Source organism: Carboxylicivirga agarovorans, assembly GCF_050589845.1.
Taxonomy (GTDB): domain Bacteria; phylum Bacteroidota; class Bacteroidia; order Bacteroidales; family Marinilabiliaceae; genus Carboxylicivirga; species Carboxylicivirga agarovorans.
The window spans coordinates 296,239-314,988 of the sequence record NZ_JBNGPA010000001.1 but is presented as its reverse complement, the minus strand read 5'-3'; the positions used below and the strand labels follow the sequence as shown (position 1 = coordinate 314,988).

The following is an 18,750-nucleotide window of genomic DNA, read 5'->3' as shown; positions in this document are numbered from 1 at the left end:
TTTAGTTGAACACAGGTTATTAAGACCTTAAGTTGATTGTGGCTAATTGAGTATGTATTTACTCGAATTGAAAGGCTTACAGATTGGTAAAAAAAAGGGGCAAATATTTTTATATGAGAGGTAATAACTTATATTTGTTCTCCGTAAAATTAAAAGTTTAAATTTCACTAGGGAGAGTATGAAACAATTATCAACAGTGTTGAATGGCGTATTATTAGTAGCTGTTAATATATTATTTTTATCAAGTTGTACTAACACAGGTAATCAACAGGCGAATGTAGCAGGTAGCGCTCAGGATGATGCCGTATTTCCTGTAGCATATATTAATACAGATTCATTACTTTTAAATTACACTTTTGCAATAGAGGTAAATGAGCAGTTGATGAGCCAGGAAGAAGCTTCAAGAGCTGATTTCAACGAGAAGGCAAAGGTATTTCAGCAAGATGCTGTTGAGTTTCAACGTAAGGTTCAGAATAATGGTTTCTTAAGTATGGAACGCGCTCAGAAAGAACAGCAGCGTTTAGCTAAAGCAGAGCAGGATCTGACACAGTTGAACCAGCAGTTGACAAATGCGTTAATGCAGGAGCAGGATAAATTAAACCGTCAGTTGCGCGATACTTTGAAAACATTCCTGGATGAGTATGCTAAAAAGCATCCATACAAAATGATCTTAAGCAATACATTAGGTGATAATGTATTGTATGCTGCAGAAGGAGTTGATATCACAAAAGAAGTTACTGAGGCGCTTAACGCCCGTCACGCAGCTTCTAAATAATTAGAATAAACGCATTAATAAGGGGCAGAGGTCGGTTGACTTCTGCCTTTTTTAGTTTTTATGGATAAGTTATTCACTAAATACTTTGCAAAGCATCCTCAGGCAAATTCATCTGGCAGCATGAGTGATATTAAAGTGGTTGTACCTGTTTACCTTGAGGAAGATGATCTGTTTATAATGCTCAAAAGCCTCAAAAAAGCAGCTCTTAACTGTACTGCTGGTATCGAGGTCGTATTGGTATTCAATTATGCCGAAACAGCTTCAAAAGAGATTATCGGGCGTCAGCTGGGTCTGATGCGACAATGTGAACAGGAGCTTGAATCATACCAATTGCCATCGGTGAGGCTGACCATCCTTCAGGACTTTTCAGTCCCTAAAAAACACGCGGGGGTTGGTCATGCGCGTAAAACAGGAATGGATTATGCAGCCTTTGCTTTCGCACAAGCAGGCAGACCAGCAGGTATCATTGCTTCACTGGATGCAGACTGTGTAGTTGAGTCCAATTACTTTTCAGCCTTAACAAGTTGTTTTGATGACAAGGCTGTAGCGGCCTGCAATATCTACTTTGAGCATCCCCTTGAAGGAGATTTGTCGGATGATATTTATAATGCCATTGCCGAATACGAGTTGCATCTAAGATATTATGTGCAAGCTTTGAAATTTGCCGGTTTCCCCTATGCCTTCCATACTGTAGGTTCATGCTTTGCCGTAACAGCAGAGGCGTATGTAAAAGCTGGAGGAATGCCTCGCAAGCAGGCCGGAGAAGATTTTTACTTTTTACAAAAAGTTATACCCACAGGCAGCTTTGTTGAGTTGGATTCAACAAAAGTCAGCCCTTCTTCACGTCCGTCGGACCGGGTACCCTTTGGTACAGGCCCTTCCATAAATACGCTGCTTAAGGATGGAGGTGAGTATATGACCTATAACTTGCAGGCGTTTGTAGACCTAAAGGCCCTGTTTGAAATTAAGGACCAGCTATACACCCTTGCCGATGATGATAAAGAAGATTTTACACATAAACTGAGTGGTCGCTTACGAAGTTACCTGGTTAACTCTGATTTTTTCACAGCTTTAAAACCAATTAAAGAAAACTGCAGTTCGCCTGAGGTGTTTAAACGGCGTTTTTTTGAAGTTTTTAATGCTTTCAGAGTAGTTAAGTATCTTAACTATGTTCATGCCCATTTTCTTGAAAAAACACCTGTTTTTGATGCATCTGTCAACTTGTATGAACTTAAGTACGGCGAACAGGTCGATGTGTTTGATACGGGCGAATTACTAAATATATTCCGCAGGCTGGAAAAATAAGGTGTTAATTTATTGAATTGACAATCAAGTGCCACTGGCCGACTGTTCAATATGTTGATATGTTTTAACTCACCGCGTGACGATTAACAATAATTGATAGTCATGCGATGGATTAAAGCTACAATTATTATCCTTTCACAATTATCTGATGGGTGAAAGTAAGCAGCTTATGGTTGTGATATATTCCTACTTCTTAATGCGACGAAAACTCGCGTATGTATCAAGAATGGCTGTCAGTATAATGAAAATAACCCAATAGCGTCGATAGGTGATCATTGCCCATGCTGCCGGAAGCAACATTAAGGAACTGTATACTAAGATGGTATGAACACGTTTATTGATTGCTTTTCCAAACAGCATATTGTATAAGCGAATACCGATCATTATCAACGAACCTCCTCCGAATACATAGGCGCCGTAACTTAAATCACTCATGTGCATTAATACACCAATAAAAACAAGTGCCATTCCAATGTAATAGCTTACACTTAGTACTTTATATATATTCATTATTCCTTAATATTTTTAAGTTGATAAGTTTACTGTTGAGCAGTTTAATAGTTTAAATGTTGATGAGTTGAATTGATGAACTGTTGATTTGATGAATTGTGAATCCCGGGAGCTATCGACATTCACAGGTCAACTCCTCACATCCTAACATCACACATCCCAACATCCCCTTATTCTTCTTCAACCACAAAAATAACTTCATCTTTCTTCTTCATCAGGTATTCTTCCCTTGCAAATTTTTCCAGATTATCGAGGTTACTTTGCAGCTCTTCCATCTTTCGGTTGTTCTGTTCTATCTCATCAATGTAGTGTTGCTTTTGCTTTTCAAGTTGTGAAATTCGCTTGGATAGTCGATACCGATCGATCAAACTGTTTTGATCAAACACAGTAATCCAAACTATAAAAGCAAGGGTTGCCAAAAAGAACTTGTTGCTAATTAGGGGTTTAATGTATTTTTTGAAGTTTGACCAGTTCATTGATTTTGGTTTTTACAAATGTAAGCTTTTATCATGTATTTTTTGAAGAGCACCCATGAAAAATCAGTGTGCGGGTATTAAAGCTTTATGGGCTGCTCCTCATGCTCTTTTATAAGTGGAGGAGACTAATTAACAGCTGGCAGTTTTCTGTTTTTAAGTACTTCCTGTAAGTATAAGTAAGTGATCGTTTTACGTTGAATTGTGTTTTGTGCTTTTTTATTCATCTGACAATGATGTTCGCTTAATCGGGTATTTTGTTACTTGATGTCAAAAAAATGATAGCTCATGCACAATTCATTTACAATTGATTAAAAAGTGCGTAAGTTTGATATGTATTTACAACTTGACCGATGAAGAAAATAATAATTGATGAAGCACATGCTGAAGTAAGACCTTTTATTGAATCAATTCATGAAAGCTTTCAAACCAGTGGTGAATGGATCCGCGATGCGCGCAATCAGATCAAGCGTTATCAGCACGAGGGCTATGATTTATGCATCAAGTCCTTTCGTAAGGCAACTCTTCTAAACCGTGTTATATATTCCTTTGTGAGAAAGTCAAAGGCACAGCGTTCCTTCGAGATCGCTCAGCATTTATTAAAGGAAAACATCAGTACACCCGAACCAATTGCTTATGTCGAGGTTTATAACCGTTGGCATTACATGACGCATTCCTATTATATCTGCAAGTATGAAGATGTGGATTTCAGGTTGTCAGAAGTATTGGCCAATGATGTGCCTGATAAGCAGTTAATACTTAACGGTTTTGTCAATTTTACGGTCAATGGGCTTTATCCTAAAGGTGTCAAGCACAAAGATTTTAACAGTACCAACGTACTCATCAGAAAACTGGGACGACTGCATTACGAGTATATGTTGGTTGACCTGAACCGTATCAAGATTGGAAAACCCATCATGTTTCACAAGGGATTACGCGTTCTTCAAAAGATAAGTGGTAGTCCTATATACCTGACAGAACTGGCGCGCCACTATGCCAACTATAAAAACAAAGACGAGAATGAAACCATTTATGAGCTCTTATTTGTGAAATATCTGACCAGTTTGCGCCGTCGTTATAGCAAGCGGTTTTTACATGCTCTCAAACTTTAATCTGTGACCAGGAGTTTATGTTGATCACAGGTTAACACCTAAATACAACTTGTAAAGTGCTTTATTACAATGTTACATGAATCAAAAGTGATTCAAAAAAAACGAAAGGCCCCTTTTTTAAGGAGCCTTTCTTGTTATATAAATCTCTCGACTTAATTGTCTATTCAGCTAAGAACGGATATTTAAAATCGTGTGGAGGAACAAAGTTTTCCTTAATAGTACGTGGGCTTACCCAGCGCATAAGGTTAATAGCCGAACCGGCTTTATCGTTAGTCCCTGATCCACGAGATCCGCCAAATGGCTGCTGACCTACAACAGCACCTGTTGGTTTGTCGTTGATGTAGAAGTTACCGGCAGTGTCAACCAAACGCTTGGTAGCTTGCTCGATAACATAACGATCCTGTGCAAAGATACATCCTGTTAATGCATAGATAGAAGTTGAGTCAAGGATATCCATTGTTTCCTCAAACTTGTTGTCATCGTATACATAAATAGTTAATACAGGTCCAAACAACTCTTCTTCCATTGTGCGATACATTGGGTTAGTTGTTAAGATGATAGTAGGCTCAATAAAGTAACCAACTGACTTATCGTGGCCACCACCAAGAATAACTTCAGCCTCGTTGCTTTCTTTAGCTTCATCAATAGCACCTGCTAATAAGTCAAATGAAGTCTCATCAATAACAGCATTAACAAAATTACTGAAATCTTCCGGTGGACCCATTTTCACTTCTTTCATCTGCTCTTTTACATAGCCAAAGATTTCTTCCCAGCGACTTGCAGGCATGTAAGCGCGTGAAGCAGCTGAACACTTCTGACCCTGGTATTCGAAAGCACCACGAACAATACCAGTGGCAACACCTTTTGCATCACATGATTTGTGTGCCAAAATGTAGTCTTTACCACCTGTTTCACCAACGATGCGTGGATAAGTTTTATATTTTTCAATGTTATCACCAATAGCTTTCCATGTGCTCTGGAATACACCTGTAGAACCAGTAAAGTGGAAACCCGCGAAATCAGGGTGAGAGAAAATCTCTTTAGCGGCAACAGGACCTGATGCATAGACAAGGTTAATTACACCGTCAGGTACTCCAGCCTCTTTAAATAACTTCATTAAGAAGTATGCAGAGTAAACAGCTGTTTTTGATGGTTTCCAAACTGTAACGTTACCCATCATTGCAGGTGCTGTCTGCAGGTTACCGGCAATAGATGTAAAGTTAAATGGCGTTAATGCAAATACGAATCCTTCTAACGGACGGTACTCAACACGATCCCAAATACCAGGAGCCGACTCGGGCTGACCGGCATAGATCTCAGTCATGTACTGCACATTGAAACGGAAGAAATCGGCCAACTCACATGCTGAATCGATCTCAGCCTGGAAAGCATTTTTAGACTGTCCCAACATGGTAGCGGCATTGATCAGCTGACGGTAAGGACCAGCCAATAGATCAGCCGCCTTTAAAAAGATAGATGCACGGTGTTCCCAGCTAAGGTTGACCCACTGCTTACGTGCTTTTAATGCTGCATCAATGGCCATGTGGACATGTGTTTCATCACCCTGGTGGTAATGACCCAATGTGTGCGCTATTTCGTGAGGAGGATGGATACGTTTCTTATTACCTGTTCTGATTTCTTCACCACCAATAAACATGGGGATGTCAAGCTCTTCAGAACGAAGCTTGTTCAACATATCCTTTAACTCGGCGCGCTCAGGAGATCCCGGAGCGTAGCTTTTAATCGGCTCATTTACAGCCGGCGGCACATTAAAAATTCCTTTTGGCATAGATTTTATTTTTTTTGGTTTAATTATTTAGTCAAACTTGACTTTAGTTATCGGATATTCATCCAAATCATCTGATAGAAACAAATCTATGAAATAAAAAAGCCGATGTACATGAAATATGTCAGGGTTTGAAATGAATTTGAATAATATTTGTCAGGTTTAGTTTTTTAAAGCTTATGATTTGTTACATATGGCCGGGACAACAGCTATTTTAAGAACTACAGGGGAGCTATAAATAAGCATAAAAAAATGCCTTATCAGGTGCTATTTATTGCAGTAGATGCAGGCTGTAAAACCAATTCCATCTGCAGGAACATAAATATGTTAAGAATTGAGATGTGGCGGGAAAAAAATAAAACGATTTAATTCAAAGGTATCCGATAGGCTTGTTATTACAACCTTTAAAAGGTCTGTGTTTGGGTTTAGAGTTGGATAGGCGCTTACTTCTTCTCCATAAAACAATATACAGCCCAATGCTCACCCATTTTACCAGCAACACTTATTGTTTTTAGTTCCTTAATATTAAAGTAAGGGGCAAAGAGTGTTTCAATTTCATTTTCAGTCGAGAAATACAAACTGGTACCCAGCCTTGTCTTCCTGTATTTCCCATGACCTCCAAACTGTTTATCCTTTATACTGAAGCACACAGAAAGGTATTTACCCTTTGGATTGAGCAGTCGACACACATTCTCAACGTATGTTCGACGTTGTTCGGGGAAAATATGATGCAATACTTCCCAATCATATGCAAAATCAAATGTGTCATTGATATCAGCCATGTCACCCAGCATATCTGCCTTTTCGAACCGTACTTGGACACCTTTCTTTGCAGCACCTGTGCGGGCAAGTTTTATGGCTTCTCCCGACAGGTCAATACCGGTCACCTCAAAGCCGCAACCGGCTATGTAACTCGCATAATTACCGGTGCCACAACCCAGATCGATGGTTGTGCAGGGCGTTACTGTCTTATTATCAATTAACCCGATCAATGCATCAGGGGGTGTTTCCATATTCCAGGGAATATCATTCAATGGCAGGTTCTTATATATGTCATCCATTTGATTCATTATATAAAGTTACTATGAATAGTGGCAGGAAGCTTTTTTTAGGAGACAAAAAATAGCACATGCTTTGCTTTGATCAACTGGCATAGAAGCCTATCCATCTGACAGAACTGAAATATGCGATAAAAACGTTGGTCAATCTTTTTATTTTCCCTGCACGCTATACTTAAGGGAATTAGAAATGTTAACCCCGATCAGGCGCTGGTAATTATCACTGACATTTTGGTAATACACATAAATGATGTAGTCATTTTCAGTTTGACCATAGTTGCCTTCAAAACGCGCCACTTCGGCCTGTTGATGATTGTTTTCTAAAAAGTGGTACTGGTAATTGTAAAAACCTTGTTTTAGCAGCATGGTTAGCTGATAGCTATGTGTATTAAAATTGTATTCCATGCGGTTAGCCTCGTTCTGCTGCCAGTCATTTAAACCTCCTGTAACATATATATGACCATCTACAAAAGGAGCCTTAACAGGCAGGTTGAAATGGACATAAACATAATCGGCTTCAATATAGGGGTCGCGGTTTTCCTTTACTTCAATGTAATACCTGCCATTGAAGTCCTCACGATAGAAATAAGGTTTCTGACTTAAATATTTATCCGGAAAGAGGGTGAAATGATAATGGGGGTCAAAAAATGAAATCTCTGCCACATGTTCCGGAGCAAAGCGCGTGCTTCTTACATCCAGCCACCGGTATTCATTGCCACCGTCAAACAGATTTTCGCGGTTATAGGAATAATCCAACTCCTCGTTGCGTATAAAGAGAGGCTTCAGGTCATCGATCTGGTTATCCCATCGTCCGTTTTGCTGCAAAACCACTTTTACTTCATCGCGCGGGTTATTAATTCTGAAATTGGGGTGTTGAATGGTAAAGTTTACCTGTTGCATCGATTCCCTTAAATTGGCATTGGAGGTATATCTGATGCGGGGTAAGATGCTTACTACCTGCTCGGTTACGTAGAAAGGACGAATTAAAACCGGTTTGTCTTCATGGCCCAGTTCAAACACTTTTATGATGTAGTTGCCCGACAGCTTCAGTTTGATATCGCGGTTGGGAAAGTCAAGCGTGTAATGAATATAGTCGAAGGTAGTATTGAACGAATATTGGTAATCCTGAATGGCATTGGGCATAAAACCATCAACATATTCGGTTTGCATCAGGTTCGACTCCTCCCAGTTCGAATCGCAGTGAATAATACTATACTGATAGTTTCTCGAATCATAGGCAAAGTCGTCAAACTCAAGAGTCAGCATTTCCTGTGGATACAAATTGATAATGGGGTACGACATATTCCAGCCTTTTTTGTAGAGCTGAACTGTTTTGATATGCGATGCTGTTTGTACCGGATTATTTCCAAAAGCTGAAAATATAAAGGCATTTACAAGGCAAAAAGAGAAAAAAAGTCGCAAGGAAAAACGGCTTAAAAAAGAGCTAAATGTCTCTTTCAAAGTATCTAGATAGTTAAATTTATTAAAATAAAGCATATCTTTTAGAGTTTTGCAAACGCAATATATATGGAATAGCGATAAATTTATGTACTTTTGCGCGTAAAAATAAAAAAACCGTTTTTCAAACATGTCAGAGGTAATAAAAATTAAAAAAGGTCTTGATATCCAACTTGCCGGCAAAGCCGACAAGGTTTTTGGACAAGCCGAATTACCCGATTTATTTGCAGTAAAGCCTACCGATTTTCACGGTGTGGTGCCTAAGATGGTTGCAAAAGTTGGGGACAAGGTGAAAGCGGGTACAGTTTTATTTTTCGACAAGAATCGTCCTGAAGTAAAATTTGTGTCTCCTGTAAGTGGAGAGTTGGCTGCGGTTAACCGTGGCGAGCGCCGTAAAATCCTTGAAGTGGTCGTTAAGGCCGATGGTTCGGATGAAAAAGAGCAGTTTGAAACTGCTGCACCTGCCGACCTTTCAAAAGAACAAATTGTAGAAAAATTACAAGCAGCTGGTCTTTGGCCATTTATCCGCAAGCGTCCTTACGATGTTATTGCAAATGCCAGTGAGACTCCAAAAGCCTTCTTCATCTCAGGTTTTGATACAGCTCCTTTAGCACCGGATATGGATTTCATTCTGTCGGGTCAGGAAGAAGCTTTGCAAGCAGGAGTTGATGTGATCAGACAATTGTGTGACAATGTACACGTCGGAGTTCAGCACGATGCTGCTTCAAAAGTGTTCAACAGCTTACAAGGTGTAACTGTACATGCATTTAACGGCCCACACCCGGCTGGTAATGTAGGTGTTCAGATCCACCACACACTGCCGATCAATAAAGGTGAAGTTGTATGGGTTGCCCAACCGCAGGAAATTGTTGCTATAGGTAAATTATTTACTGAAGGTATTTACGATGCCAACCGCATTGTGGTATTAGCAGGAAGTGAAGTTGAAAAGAAAGGGTATTACCGTACAAAAGTTGGCGCCAGCATCTCTACATTGGTGAAAAATAATGTTAAAACAGACGATAACCTACGTTATATAAGTGGTAATGTACTAACCGGAACTCAGGTTGAGGATGACGGTTACCTTGGTTCATATCACTCACAGGTAACAGTTATTCCTGAAGGTGATTACTACGAATTTATGGGATGGGCAATGCCTGGTTTTGGTAAATTCAGTATGTCACGTTCATTCTTTAGCTGGATGTGTAAAAAGAAAGAATACCGCCTGGATGCTAACATGCATGGAGGCTTGCGTTCTTTTGTTGTATCAGGTCAGTACGATCAGGTATTACCAATGGATATCCTTCCTGAATTCTTGTTCAGAGCCATTCTGGTTGAAGACATCGATAAGATGGAGCAATTGGGTATTTATGAATTGGCCGAAGAAGATATTGCTCTTTGTGAGTTTGTATGTACTTCAAAGCAGCCACTTCAGGCAACATTGCGTAAGGGTATTGATTTAATGATTAAAGAGTTGAGTTAACTTTTAAGACATAAGACTTAAGTATCAAGACGCAAGACTTTGGATGCTGTAATTCATCTTGATACTTGATACTTTAATCTTGATACTAAAAATAATAACATTGAAAGCGTTAAGAAATTTATTTGATAACATCAAACCTCACGTTCAGAAGGGCGCGAAGTTTGAGAAACTTCATTCGACCTACGATGCGCTGGAAACCTTATTCTTTGTTCCTAATACAACGAACAAAAACGGGGTTCACGTTCGCGACGCGGTTGATTTGAAGCGTACCATGGCAATTGTTGTGAAGGCATTAATTCCAGCATTGCTATTTGGTATTTGGAATACAGGTTACCAGCATTTCCTTGCATTGGGGCAGGATGCATCGTTCTGGGAAATGATTGGTCATGGAGCATTAAAGGTATTACCAATCGTTATTATATCATATGGTGTAGGTTTAGGTATTGAGTTTATGTTTGCTCAGATCCGCGGCCACGAGGTACAGGAAGGTTTTCTTGTGTCGGGTATGTTAATTCCTTTGGTATTACCTGTAGACATTCCTTTGTGGATGGTTGCTGTTGCTACAGCTTTTGCTGTGGTAATTGGTAAAGAGGTATTTGGTGGTACAGGTATGAATATCTGGAACCCTGCTTTAGTGGCACGTGCCTTCCTTTTCTTTGCTTATCCATCAAAAATGTCAGGTGACCAGGTGTGGATATCAGGCTTAACTAAAGGTGAAGGTGTGGTTGATGGTTTCTCAGGAGCAACTGCTCTTGGTGATGCTGCCAGCGGTAACATGGCCAAATTCGCTGAAGGTGGTGCCTTTGATATCTGGAACAGTTTTGTGGGTATGATTCCCGGTTCAATTGGTGAAACATCAACATTGGCCATCCTGATTGGTGCCATTATTTTGATCTATACTGGTATTGGAAGCTGGAAAATTATGGCTTCAGTATTTGCAGGTGGTTACGTTATGGGATTATTATTTAACCTGTGGGGTGCCAACGAATTAATGCAGGTTGACGCCGTTCATCACCTGTTATTAGGTGGTTTTGCATTTGGTGCTGTATTTATGGCAACTGATCCTGTATCAGCTACGCGTACTGAAAAAGGTAAGTGGATATATGGATTTCTGATCGGCTTCCTGGCCATCATGGTTCGTGTGTTTAACCCGGCTTACCCTGAAGGTGTAATGTTAGCCATCTTATTGATGAACACATTTGCACCATTGATTGACCACTACGTGGTTCAAGGAAATATCAAACGTCGTTTAAAAAGAGCTAAAGTAGCTGCCTAAATAATTAGTAAAATGGATAGACAAGGAAATACATATACCTTTCTGTACGCATCTGTTATGGTGATTGTGGTAGCGGCAATTCTGGCCTTCTTAGCACAATCGTTAAAACCAATGCAGGATCAAAATGCGGCTGTAGCCAAAAAAATGGACATCCTGAAGTCGGTACAGATTGAGAGTACAGCAGCTGATGCTGTTGAGAAATATAAAAAGTATATCGGTGATAATGCATTTGTAATTAATGTCAATGGCGAAAAAGTAGAAGGCGATGCCTTTACTGTTGATATGGCCAAAGAGGTTAAGAAAACCGGTATGGATCGTGCTTACCCTATTTATATGTGTAAGCTTGACAATGGTCAAACCAAGTACATTATTCCTGTACGCGGTAAAGGTCTTTGGGGCCCTATCTGGGGTTACGTTTCACTTGATGAGGACAAGAACACTGTTTACGGTGCTACTTTTGGTCACAAAGGTGAAACACCAGGTTTAGGTGCTGAGATTACAACTGACATGTTCCAGAAGCCTTTTACCGGTAAAAAGTTATTTGACCAGAACGGAGCTTTCGCCTCCATTGAAGTGGTGAAAAAAGGACAGTCGCAGGGAGACCTTCATAAAGTTGATGGTATCTCAGGTGGTACTATTACCAGTGTTGGTGTTGGTACTATGTTGAAAGACTGCCTGAGTGGTTATGAAAAGTTTTTAAAGAACTAAAATATTGTGACGATGAGTAGTGAAAAAGAACCATTGTTCTCAGCTAAGAATCTGAAGCTGATTACAACTCCTCTGGGAGCACAAAACCCCATTACCATTCAGGTACTGGGTATCTGTTCTGCTTTGGCGGTGACAGTTAAGTTGGAGCCGGCAATTGTATTGTCCATCTCTGTAATGTTTGTAACAGTTTTCTCAAACCTGATCATATCGTTGTTGCGTAATACCATTCCTTCACGTATTCGTATTATCGTGCAGTTAGTGGTGGTAGCTTCATTGGTAATTATTGTTGACCAGGTGCTTAAGGCCTTTGCTTACGAAGTGAGTCTGCAGCTCTCGGTATTTGTTGGGCTGATTATTACCAACTGTATTATTATGGGGCGTTTAGAAGCTTTTGCTTTGGGTAACAAACCATGGCCTGCTGTATTAGATGGTATTGGTAATGGTGCCGGTTACGGTTTCATCCTGATCGTTGTGGCTTTCTTCCGCGAGTTGTTAGGAACAGGATTCCTTACTTTACCAGGATTAGGCGCTATACAAATTATACCAGATATCTTCTATCAGTGGGGATATGCCAACAACGGTTTTATGATTCTACCTCCAATGGCTTTGGTTGTGGTAGGTATCATCATATGGGTACAGCGTTCACGTGATAAAGATTTGATAGAATCGTAATTGTAAAAAAGAAGAAAAATGGATTATATAAATATATTTATCCGGTCAATCTTTATTGATAACATGGTATTTGCATACTTCTTCGGAATGTGTTCTTACCTGGCAGTATCAAAAACCGTGAATACCTCTTTTGGTCTGGGATTGGCTGTGACTTTTGTACTAAGTATTACTGTACCGGTTAACTACCTGCTTAACGACTACGTGTTAAGCGAAGGTGCATTGGTATGGTTAGATAATTTGTTAGGTGTTCAGGAACCGCTTTTTGCGAACTTTGATCTGAGTTTCTTAAGCTTTATCATGTTTATTGCCGTTATTGCATCTATGGTGCAGTTGGTTGAGATGGTAGTTGAGAAATTTGCACCTGCACTTTATACTCAACTGGGTATCTTCTTACCGCTGATTGCTGTAAACTGTGCCATCTTAGGTGGTTCATTATTTATGCAGGAACGCGAATATGCCAACCTTGGTGAAGCAACTGTATTTGGTGTTGGTTCAGGTATTGGTTGGTTACTGGCTATTGTGGGTATTGCCGCTATCCGTGAAAAGATTCAATATTCTGATATACCGGCTCCTTTACGTGGTCTGGGTATTACTTTTATTGTAACCGGATTGATGGGTGTGGCATTTATGAGTTTCATGGGAATTCAGTTGTAAAAAGTAAAACGTATTAGAAATGACATTATTAGCAATAAATAGTACAATGGTCATTCTTACCAGTATTGTGATATTCCTTGTGGTTATCCTTGCTTTGGTATCTATTCTGTTGTACGCTAAGAAAAAACTGATGCCATCAGGTGAAGTTACCATCAACATTAACGATGGTGAGAAAGAATTGGTGGTAGACCCGGGCCAGACTTTACTTTCGGCATTGGGAGACAATAAAATTTTCCTTCCTTCAGCTTGTGGTGGAGGTGGTACATGTGCCATGTGTCGCTGTCAGGTTGATAGTGGTGCTGGTTCAATTCTGCCAACTGAAACAGGATACTTTACACGTAAGGAGCAGGCGAACAACTGGCGTTTGGCATGTCAGGTGAAAGTGAAAGAAGATATGACCATGCAGATACCTCAGGAAATTATGGGTATCAAAAAGTGGGAGTGTGAAGTGGTATCTAACGATGGTCAGGCTACCTTTATCAAGGAGTTTGTGGTGAAGTTACCGGAAGGTGAAATCTTAGACTTTAAATCGGGTGGTTACATCCAGATTGATGTACCTAAGATCGATGTAGACTTCAAAGACATGGATATCGAAGATGAATACCGTGGCGAATGGGAGAAGTTTGGTATGTTTGATTTGAAGATGAAGAATCCGGAGCCTACTTACCGCGCCTACTCAATGGCTAACCACCCCGCCGAAGGTAACATTGTGATGTTGAACATCCGTATTGCTACTCCTCCATGGGATCGCGTAGCAGGAGGTTTCCAGAATGTTAATCCTGGTGTTTGTTCTTCATTTATCTTCTCTCGTAAGCCAGGAGATAAAGTAACTGTTTCAGGACCTTATGGTGAATTCTTTATCAAGGAAACTGAACGTGAGATGATGTTTATTGGTGGTGGTGCAGGTATGGCACCAATGCGTTCGCACATCTTCCACCTGTTCCACACATTGAAAACAGGTCGTAAGGCTACTTTCTGGTATGGAGCACGCTCACGCAAAGAGATTTTCTACGAAGATCACTTCCGTGCGATTGAGAAAGAGTTCCCGAACTTTAAGTTTACAATAGCCTTGTCTGAGCCATTACCTGAAGATAACTGGGAAGGTGCGACAGGCTTTATCCACCAGGTTATTCATGACGAGTACTTAAGCAAGCATGAGGAGCCGGAAGATGTGGAATACTACTTATGTGGACCTCCGATGATGAACGATGCAGTAACGAAAATGCTGTACGATCTTGGAGTACCGGATGAGATGGTTGACTTTGATGATTTCGGATCATAGATATAATAAATGGCGTGGTTGTTCCACGCCATTTTTTTATCCCTTCATTTCCTGTTTTGAGGTATTAAATGATTAAATTGCCAACCTTAATCTTACTACCATATGAAGTTCCTGATTTCATTTATATACCTCATATTTTTCATTCAATTAGTCAATGGGCAGTCAGTGCTGGATGAACTGAAAAGAGCTAAAAATATGCAGGAAAACAAGCCTGATAGCTGTATATTTATTTCCCAAAGGATATTAACGCAACTTAAAGACGAACAAAAGGAAGAACGGGCCTATGTGTTCTGGAATCTGGCTCAGGCATATTTGTACAAGCATAAATACCACACGGCTTTGCTGTATGCCCATAAAGCCAAGGAACAGTACATCGAAAGCGATACAAGCATTCTTTATCAGAACATACTGGCAACCACAGGTTGGATCTTTTACGACATTGGCAATTATAAGCATGCAGAGCCTTTTCATCAGAAGGCCCTGGAGGTTGCTCAGAGGCGAAACGACCTGCCCAGTGAGGTTGTTTATACCAACGCCTTAGGTTTAAATGCACTAAGTGTTAAGCAATTTCAAAAAGCCTTGGGCCAATTTCAAAAAGCCTTATTTCTGCTAAGCAGGCCTGATGCAGATTACCCATACCTCTTATCGACCATACAAAACAATATGGGTATCATATACATCGAATATGAAGACTGGAATAAAGCAGAGACTTTCCTGCTTGATGCTGTGAAAAACAGTTCGGGCGATCCCTCAAGTATGCTCGAAACCTATTCATTACTGGCAAGGGTTTACCTGAATACCCGACAATTTCAGAAGTGCAGGCAATACCTTGATGATGCTGAGGAGCTAAGCTACCTGACCACCTACAGCTTCAGCCTCTCTGAATATTATAAAGTCCGCTATGAATATGAATACCTGAGGGGAAATGTTAATGCTGCTTACCGTTACCAGAGCAAATACGTTCAGCTTTTCCAGAAAATCAATAACGACGATATTCAGGAAGTGATGAACTATATGATGAACATGCAGGAGGAGAAGATCAGGCAGGATGAACAATTGATCAAACAGGCACGTCAGTTGGCTTTTAACCGGCAAATACTGATATATATTGGTATTGTATTAACGCTGATCATCAGTGGCGTGTTTTTCTATGTTTTAAAGTCGAGGGCAGAGCGCTCGCGACTACGTCAAAAACTTCTTAGTCAGGAACTGGAGAAAAATGCAGAAGAGAAAGCTGAGTTAAGCAGTGAGCTGGCACATAAAAAGGAAGCCATTGAAACACTCGCCCTAACCATGAGTAAACGGAATGAACTGGTTCAGCAACTGGCCGACAGCATTGGTAAAGCGACCTCCAAAGAGGTGAAGGATTCGTGGCGTAAGTTCGAATCAGCCTTTAATGAATATTCCTTCTCAAATATACTGTCCGATGAGTATATATCTGATTTGAAGCTTCGCCTTCAGCAGAAATACCCGTCACTGACTCAAAAAGAAATACTGCTTATCATTGATATCAGGAATAATTTATCTTCTAAAGAACTGGCCGATAAATACCATGTGGAAGTAAAATCCATTGAGATGAGCCGCTATCGATTACGCAAAAAACTCAACGTCGAAAAAGGCGTTCAGCTAAGGGATTTTATAATGAAGCTGTAGCTTAAGTAAAAGACCGATGACCACCGACGGAAGAGGCGGAGAAGGGGTGAGCGATGAGAGGTGAGAAGATAGTGAAGAATTATTAATGATAAAATGGCTAACTCAATCCCGAAAATGTCGCCAGACCTGTTGACGTTTTAACTTTTGGGATAAGGATCCGGAATTCTAAAGCCTGAACTTCGGAATAACTAGTATTCTTAATTATTTCAGCAAAGCCAGAAAATATAATAGAACTCTGCATCATTTAAATGATCTAATACCTTCCTGTTTATGTCTTCCGTCTTGGTGTTTAAATCTCGCTACTTTATTAAATCATGTAAATATTCATAAATATATGTAGAGTTTTGCCTCTACAATACCACTGCATCGTCAGCTTTTTTGAGAGTCTGCGGTATTTGTAAGGTGTTGTTGCACAGTGATTAATGAGGTTTTGTTAATTTGTATAGATGGCATATAGGTGTCTTACTTTATTTTTTCGCAATTACTCCGCTATTTAGCAGTGTGAAAAATCTATCAACGTCAATACTCTCTATAATGAAAAAGTTAATCACTGGCCTGGTGATAGCACTTGTTTTGCTGTCGTGCCAAAATGAGCCTAAAACCGCTACCGCAACAAATCGCTACACTTATCCTGATGTATTAAATGTAAAGGGCACTGTTACCGTGCCTCAGCAATATGGGGTTTCTTCTTTCTCTGATCTGGGTACCTGGCATTCATTTAGTTTAATAAAGGATGACAACAAACAGCAAATAGGAAGCTTTGTAGGTCCATACCTGATGAGGCAGCAACAAAGTTTGTGGCTTAGTCCGTCATTCATCGGATTACAAATTAAAGATGCACAAGATGGAAGCATCTGGGATTTATCAAAGGCTAAAAATGTTAGCAATACATTTTACCCTGGCTTGCTGAAGCAGTCTTTTGAAGTAAACCAGGTAGAGGTTAACCTTTACCTGTACAGCATTAACGAAAGAAGCACCATTATAACAGCCGAACTGGTCAATACAGCTACGGAACGGGAATTGCAATTGGGATGGAAAGGAAGCATATTCGCTCAAGCTTTCCAATCGTTTGATGCAGGTAATCAGTCCGTGCAGGTAAATGTGAATGAGACTGAAACAGCACAACTGGTGTTTGATAGTAATGAAATATCCATTGACGACAGTACATACCTGGTAAACCTGGCGCCTGTTACTTTGGCAAAAGATACAAAACATACGATATCTGCTGTGTTTTCGTATACATTCAACAGTGAGGAGTTGGAAAAATATACAGCACTTAATACATATGCCCTTAAAAATTCAGATGCATTACTGTCCAAAAATGAAAAACGCTGGAACGGCTACATTGAAAACCTAATGGCCGGTTCAGATGATGCTTTACTGGATATTGATACCTACGATAAGCTGGGAGTTAAAGCCCTGTTAACATTGATACATAACTGGCGAAGTGCCGCCGGTGATATTTATCACCAGGGTATCGTACCATCGTATTCGGCGACCTACTTCCAGGGATTATGGGCATGGGATTCGTGGAAACACGCAGTGGCAATAGCACCTTTCGAAGGCGAACTGGCCAAAGATCAGATACGTGCAATGTACGATTACCAGAATGAAGAAGGCATGATTGCCGATTGCTTCTTCCGGGACTTAAGCATCGAAGGTGTCAACTGGCGTAACACCAAAGCGCCATTGTCGGGCTGGTGCATCTACGAAGTGTACGAGCAAACACAGGATATTGAATTTTTGAAAGAGTTATATCCTAAGTTATTGAAGTATCATGAGTGGTGGTACATCAATCGCGATCATGATAAAAACGGTTTATGCGAATATGGTTCAACCGACGGTACACGCATCGCCGCTGCATGGGAGAGTGGAATGGATAATGCCGTTCGTTTTGACGATGCTGTAATTATTGAAAATGGCAACGGTGCCTATTCAATAAATCAGGAATCGGTTGACTTAAATGCTTACCTGGCTCAGGAAAAGCGATATATTCAAAAAATAGCACGGGTCCTTGGTGATGTTGATAACGAAGAAAAGTACGGACAGGAAGCTGTTGCACTGACTAAGATGATCCAGGATGTTATGTATTGCCCTGAAGATGGCTATTACTACGACGTGGAGCTGAAGAGCCAGAAGAAGATACAGATACAGGGACCGGAAGGATGGGCGCCCTTGTATAACCAGGTTGCAACAGCTGAGCAGGCCACTGAAGTGGTAAAAGTGATTATGGATACCAAACGTTTTAATACGCCTATGCCTTTCCCGACCTTAAGTGCTGCTCACAACAAGTTTAACCCAGAGAAAGGGTACTGGCGAGGACCTGTATGGCTTGACCAGGCTTACTTTGGAATAGTTGGTATGAACAACTATGGCTTTGAGGCAGAAGCCCGACAAATGGCTGTAAAGATGGTGGAGAGTGCAAAGGGGTTGGCGCATACCCAGGAGCCAATACGTGAAAATTATCATCCACTGACTAAAGAAGGGCTTAATGCCAGCCACTTTAGCTGGAGTGCTGCTCACATTTTAATGCTGTTTTAATATTAAC

Annotated in this window: 16 protein-coding genes; 11 read left to right on the top strand and 5 right to left on the bottom strand. The window is 40.4% G+C overall.

All coding sequences use genetic code 11. From position 1 onward, the window contains the following. Positions 1 to 178: 178 nt before the first annotated feature. Entirely contained in the window at positions 179 to 775 is a 597-nt protein-coding gene (locus tag ACRD69_RS01270) for an OmpH/Skp family outer membrane protein (RefSeq protein WP_430813241.1), read from the top strand. A 60-nt stretch (positions 776 to 835) separates the two neighbouring features. Then, positions 836 to 2,080 carry a glycosyltransferase family 2 protein gene (locus ACRD69_RS01265; protein WP_430813240.1) on the top strand — a complete coding sequence of 415 codons (1,245 nt, stop codon included), beginning with the start codon at positions 836 to 838 and terminating at the stop codon, positions 2,078 to 2,080. Between the two features lie 186 nt (positions 2,081 to 2,266). On the opposite strand, the gene ACRD69_RS01260 is transcribed toward ACRD69_RS01265, so the two are convergent. Together ACRD69_RS01260 and ACRD69_RS01255 are read right to left on the bottom strand one after the other, a co-directional pair. Beyond that, a complete protein-coding gene (locus ACRD69_RS01260) occupies positions 2,267 to 2,590 on the bottom strand; it encodes a hypothetical protein (protein WP_430813239.1) in 324 nt (107 codons plus the stop codon). Positions 2,591 to 2,760: 170 nt separating this feature from the next. Continuing rightward, the gene (locus ACRD69_RS01255) at positions 2,761 to 3,066 is read right to left on the bottom strand and encodes an FtsB family cell division protein (RefSeq protein WP_430813238.1); all 306 of its coding nucleotides are present in this window, start codon (positions 3,064 to 3,066) and stop codon (positions 2,761 to 2,763) included. Between the two features lie 350 nt (positions 3,067 to 3,416). On the opposite strand from ACRD69_RS01255, the gene ACRD69_RS01250 reads away from it, so the two are divergent. Beyond that, positions 3,417 to 4,175 carry a hypothetical protein gene (locus tag ACRD69_RS01250; RefSeq protein WP_430813237.1) on the top strand — a complete coding sequence of 253 codons (759 nt, stop codon included), beginning with the start codon at positions 3,417 to 3,419 and terminating at the stop codon, positions 4,173 to 4,175. Positions 4,176 to 4,335: 160 nt separating this feature from the next. Here the strand turns inward: ACRD69_RS01250 and pruA are convergent, their stop codons facing one another. The 3 genes from pruA to ACRD69_RS01235 all read right to left on the bottom strand — a co-directional run bounded on the left by pruA (position 4,336) and on the right by ACRD69_RS01235 (position 8,516). Next, positions 4,336 to 5,964 (bottom strand): L-glutamate gamma-semialdehyde dehydrogenase, encoded by a 1,629-nt coding sequence (pruA, locus tag ACRD69_RS01245; protein ID WP_430813236.1) that lies wholly within the window; start codon positions 5,962 to 5,964, stop codon positions 4,336 to 4,338. A gap of 440 nt (positions 5,965 to 6,404) precedes the next feature. Continuing rightward, entirely contained in the window at positions 6,405 to 7,022 is a 618-nt protein-coding gene (locus ACRD69_RS01240; RefSeq protein WP_430813235.1) for a class I SAM-dependent methyltransferase, read from the bottom strand. Positions 7,023 to 7,172: 150 nt separating this feature from the next. Beyond that, complete coding sequence (locus ACRD69_RS01235; protein ID WP_430813234.1) at positions 7,173 to 8,516, bottom strand: type IX secretion system plug protein; 1,344 nt, start codon at positions 8,514 to 8,516, stop codon at positions 7,173 to 7,175. A gap of 91 nt (positions 8,517 to 8,607) precedes the next feature. Here ACRD69_RS01235 and ACRD69_RS01230 point away from each other — a divergent pair, with 91 nt between their 5' ends. The 8 genes from ACRD69_RS01230 to ACRD69_RS01195 all read left to right on the top strand — a co-directional run bounded on the left by ACRD69_RS01230 (position 8,608) and on the right by ACRD69_RS01195 (position 18,743). Next, a complete protein-coding gene (locus ACRD69_RS01230; RefSeq protein WP_430813233.1) occupies positions 8,608 to 9,957 on the top strand; it encodes a Na(+)-translocating NADH-quinone reductase subunit A in 1,350 nt (449 codons plus the stop codon). A gap of 100 nt (positions 9,958 to 10,057) precedes the next feature. Further along, positions 10,058 to 11,233, top strand: a complete 1,176-nt coding sequence (locus tag ACRD69_RS01225; protein WP_430813232.1) for an NADH:ubiquinone reductase (Na(+)-transporting) subunit B — start codon at positions 10,058 to 10,060, stop codon at positions 11,231 to 11,233. Between the two features lie 12 nt (positions 11,234 to 11,245). Then, positions 11,246 to 11,941 carry an NADH:ubiquinone reductase (Na(+)-transporting) subunit C gene (gene nqrC / locus ACRD69_RS01220; RefSeq protein WP_430813231.1) on the top strand — a complete coding sequence of 232 codons (696 nt, stop codon included), beginning with the start codon at positions 11,246 to 11,248 and terminating at the stop codon, positions 11,939 to 11,941. A 12-nt stretch (positions 11,942 to 11,953) separates the two neighbouring features. Further along, positions 11,954 to 12,613: an NADH:ubiquinone reductase (Na(+)-transporting) subunit D gene (locus tag ACRD69_RS01215; RefSeq protein WP_430813230.1), complete on the top strand. Its 660-nt coding sequence runs from the start codon at positions 11,954 to 11,956 to the stop codon at positions 12,611 to 12,613. Between the two features lie 18 nt (positions 12,614 to 12,631). Beyond that, positions 12,632 to 13,267, top strand: coding sequence for an NADH:ubiquinone reductase (Na(+)-transporting) subunit E (gene nqrE / locus ACRD69_RS01210; RefSeq protein WP_430813229.1), 636 nt, complete (start codon positions 12,632 to 12,634; stop codon positions 13,265 to 13,267). 19 nt (positions 13,268 to 13,286) lie between these two features. Beyond that, the gene (gene nqrF, locus ACRD69_RS01205) at positions 13,287 to 14,549 is read left to right on the top strand and encodes an NADH:ubiquinone reductase (Na(+)-transporting) subunit F (RefSeq protein WP_430813228.1); all 1,263 of its coding nucleotides are present in this window, start codon (positions 13,287 to 13,289) and stop codon (positions 14,547 to 14,549) included. Between the two features lie 102 nt (positions 14,550 to 14,651). After that, positions 14,652 to 16,202 (top strand): tetratricopeptide repeat protein, encoded by a 1,551-nt coding sequence (locus ACRD69_RS01200; RefSeq protein ID WP_430813227.1) that lies wholly within the window; start codon positions 14,652 to 14,654, stop codon positions 16,200 to 16,202. Between the two features lie 534 nt (positions 16,203 to 16,736). Continuing rightward, complete coding sequence (locus ACRD69_RS01195; protein WP_430813226.1) at positions 16,737 to 18,743, top strand: MGH1-like glycoside hydrolase domain-containing protein; 2,007 nt, start codon at positions 16,737 to 16,739, stop codon at positions 18,741 to 18,743. Positions 18,744 to 18,750: the final 7 nt, after the last annotated feature.

Excerpts from the sequence above, each read along its gene's own strand:
- ACRD69_RS01270 (WP_430813241.1), top strand. The coding sequence starts at position 179 with ATGAAACAATTATCAACAGTGTTGAATGGCGTATTATTAGTAGCTGTT.
- ACRD69_RS01265 (WP_430813240.1), top strand. The coding sequence starts at position 836 with ATGGATAAGTTATTCACTAAATACTTTGCAAAGCATCCTCAGGCAAAT.
- ACRD69_RS01260 (WP_430813239.1), bottom strand. The coding sequence starts at position 2,590 with ATGAATATATATAAAGTACTAAGTGTAAGCTATTACATTGGAATGGCA.
- ACRD69_RS01255 (WP_430813238.1), bottom strand. The coding sequence starts at position 3,066 with ATGAACTGGTCAAACTTCAAAAAATACATTAAACCCCTAATTAGCAAC.
- ACRD69_RS01250 (WP_430813237.1), top strand. The coding sequence starts at position 3,417 with ATGAAGAAAATAATAATTGATGAAGCACATGCTGAAGTAAGACCTTTT.
- pruA (WP_430813236.1), bottom strand. The coding sequence starts at position 5,964 with ATGCCAAAAGGAATTTTTAATGTGCCGCCGGCTGTAAATGAGCCGATT.
- ACRD69_RS01240 (WP_430813235.1), bottom strand. The coding sequence starts at position 7,022 with ATGGATGACATATATAAGAACCTGCCATTGAATGATATTCCCTGGAAT.
- ACRD69_RS01235 (WP_430813234.1), bottom strand. The coding sequence starts at position 8,516 with ATGCTTTATTTTAATAAATTTAACTATCTAGATACTTTGAAAGAGACA.
- ACRD69_RS01230 (WP_430813233.1), top strand. The coding sequence starts at position 8,608 with ATGTCAGAGGTAATAAAAATTAAAAAAGGTCTTGATATCCAACTTGCC.
- nqrC (WP_430813231.1), top strand. The coding sequence starts at position 11,246 with ATGGATAGACAAGGAAATACATATACCTTTCTGTACGCATCTGTTATG.
- ACRD69_RS01215 (WP_430813230.1), top strand. The coding sequence starts at position 11,954 with ATGAGTAGTGAAAAAGAACCATTGTTCTCAGCTAAGAATCTGAAGCTG.
- nqrE (WP_430813229.1), top strand. The coding sequence starts at position 12,632 with ATGGATTATATAAATATATTTATCCGGTCAATCTTTATTGATAACATG.
- nqrF (WP_430813228.1), top strand. The coding sequence starts at position 13,287 with ATGACATTATTAGCAATAAATAGTACAATGGTCATTCTTACCAGTATT.
- ACRD69_RS01200 (WP_430813227.1), top strand. The coding sequence starts at position 14,652 with ATGAAGTTCCTGATTTCATTTATATACCTCATATTTTTCATTCAATTA.
- ACRD69_RS01195 (WP_430813226.1), top strand. The coding sequence starts at position 16,737 with ATGAAAAAGTTAATCACTGGCCTGGTGATAGCACTTGTTTTGCTGTCG.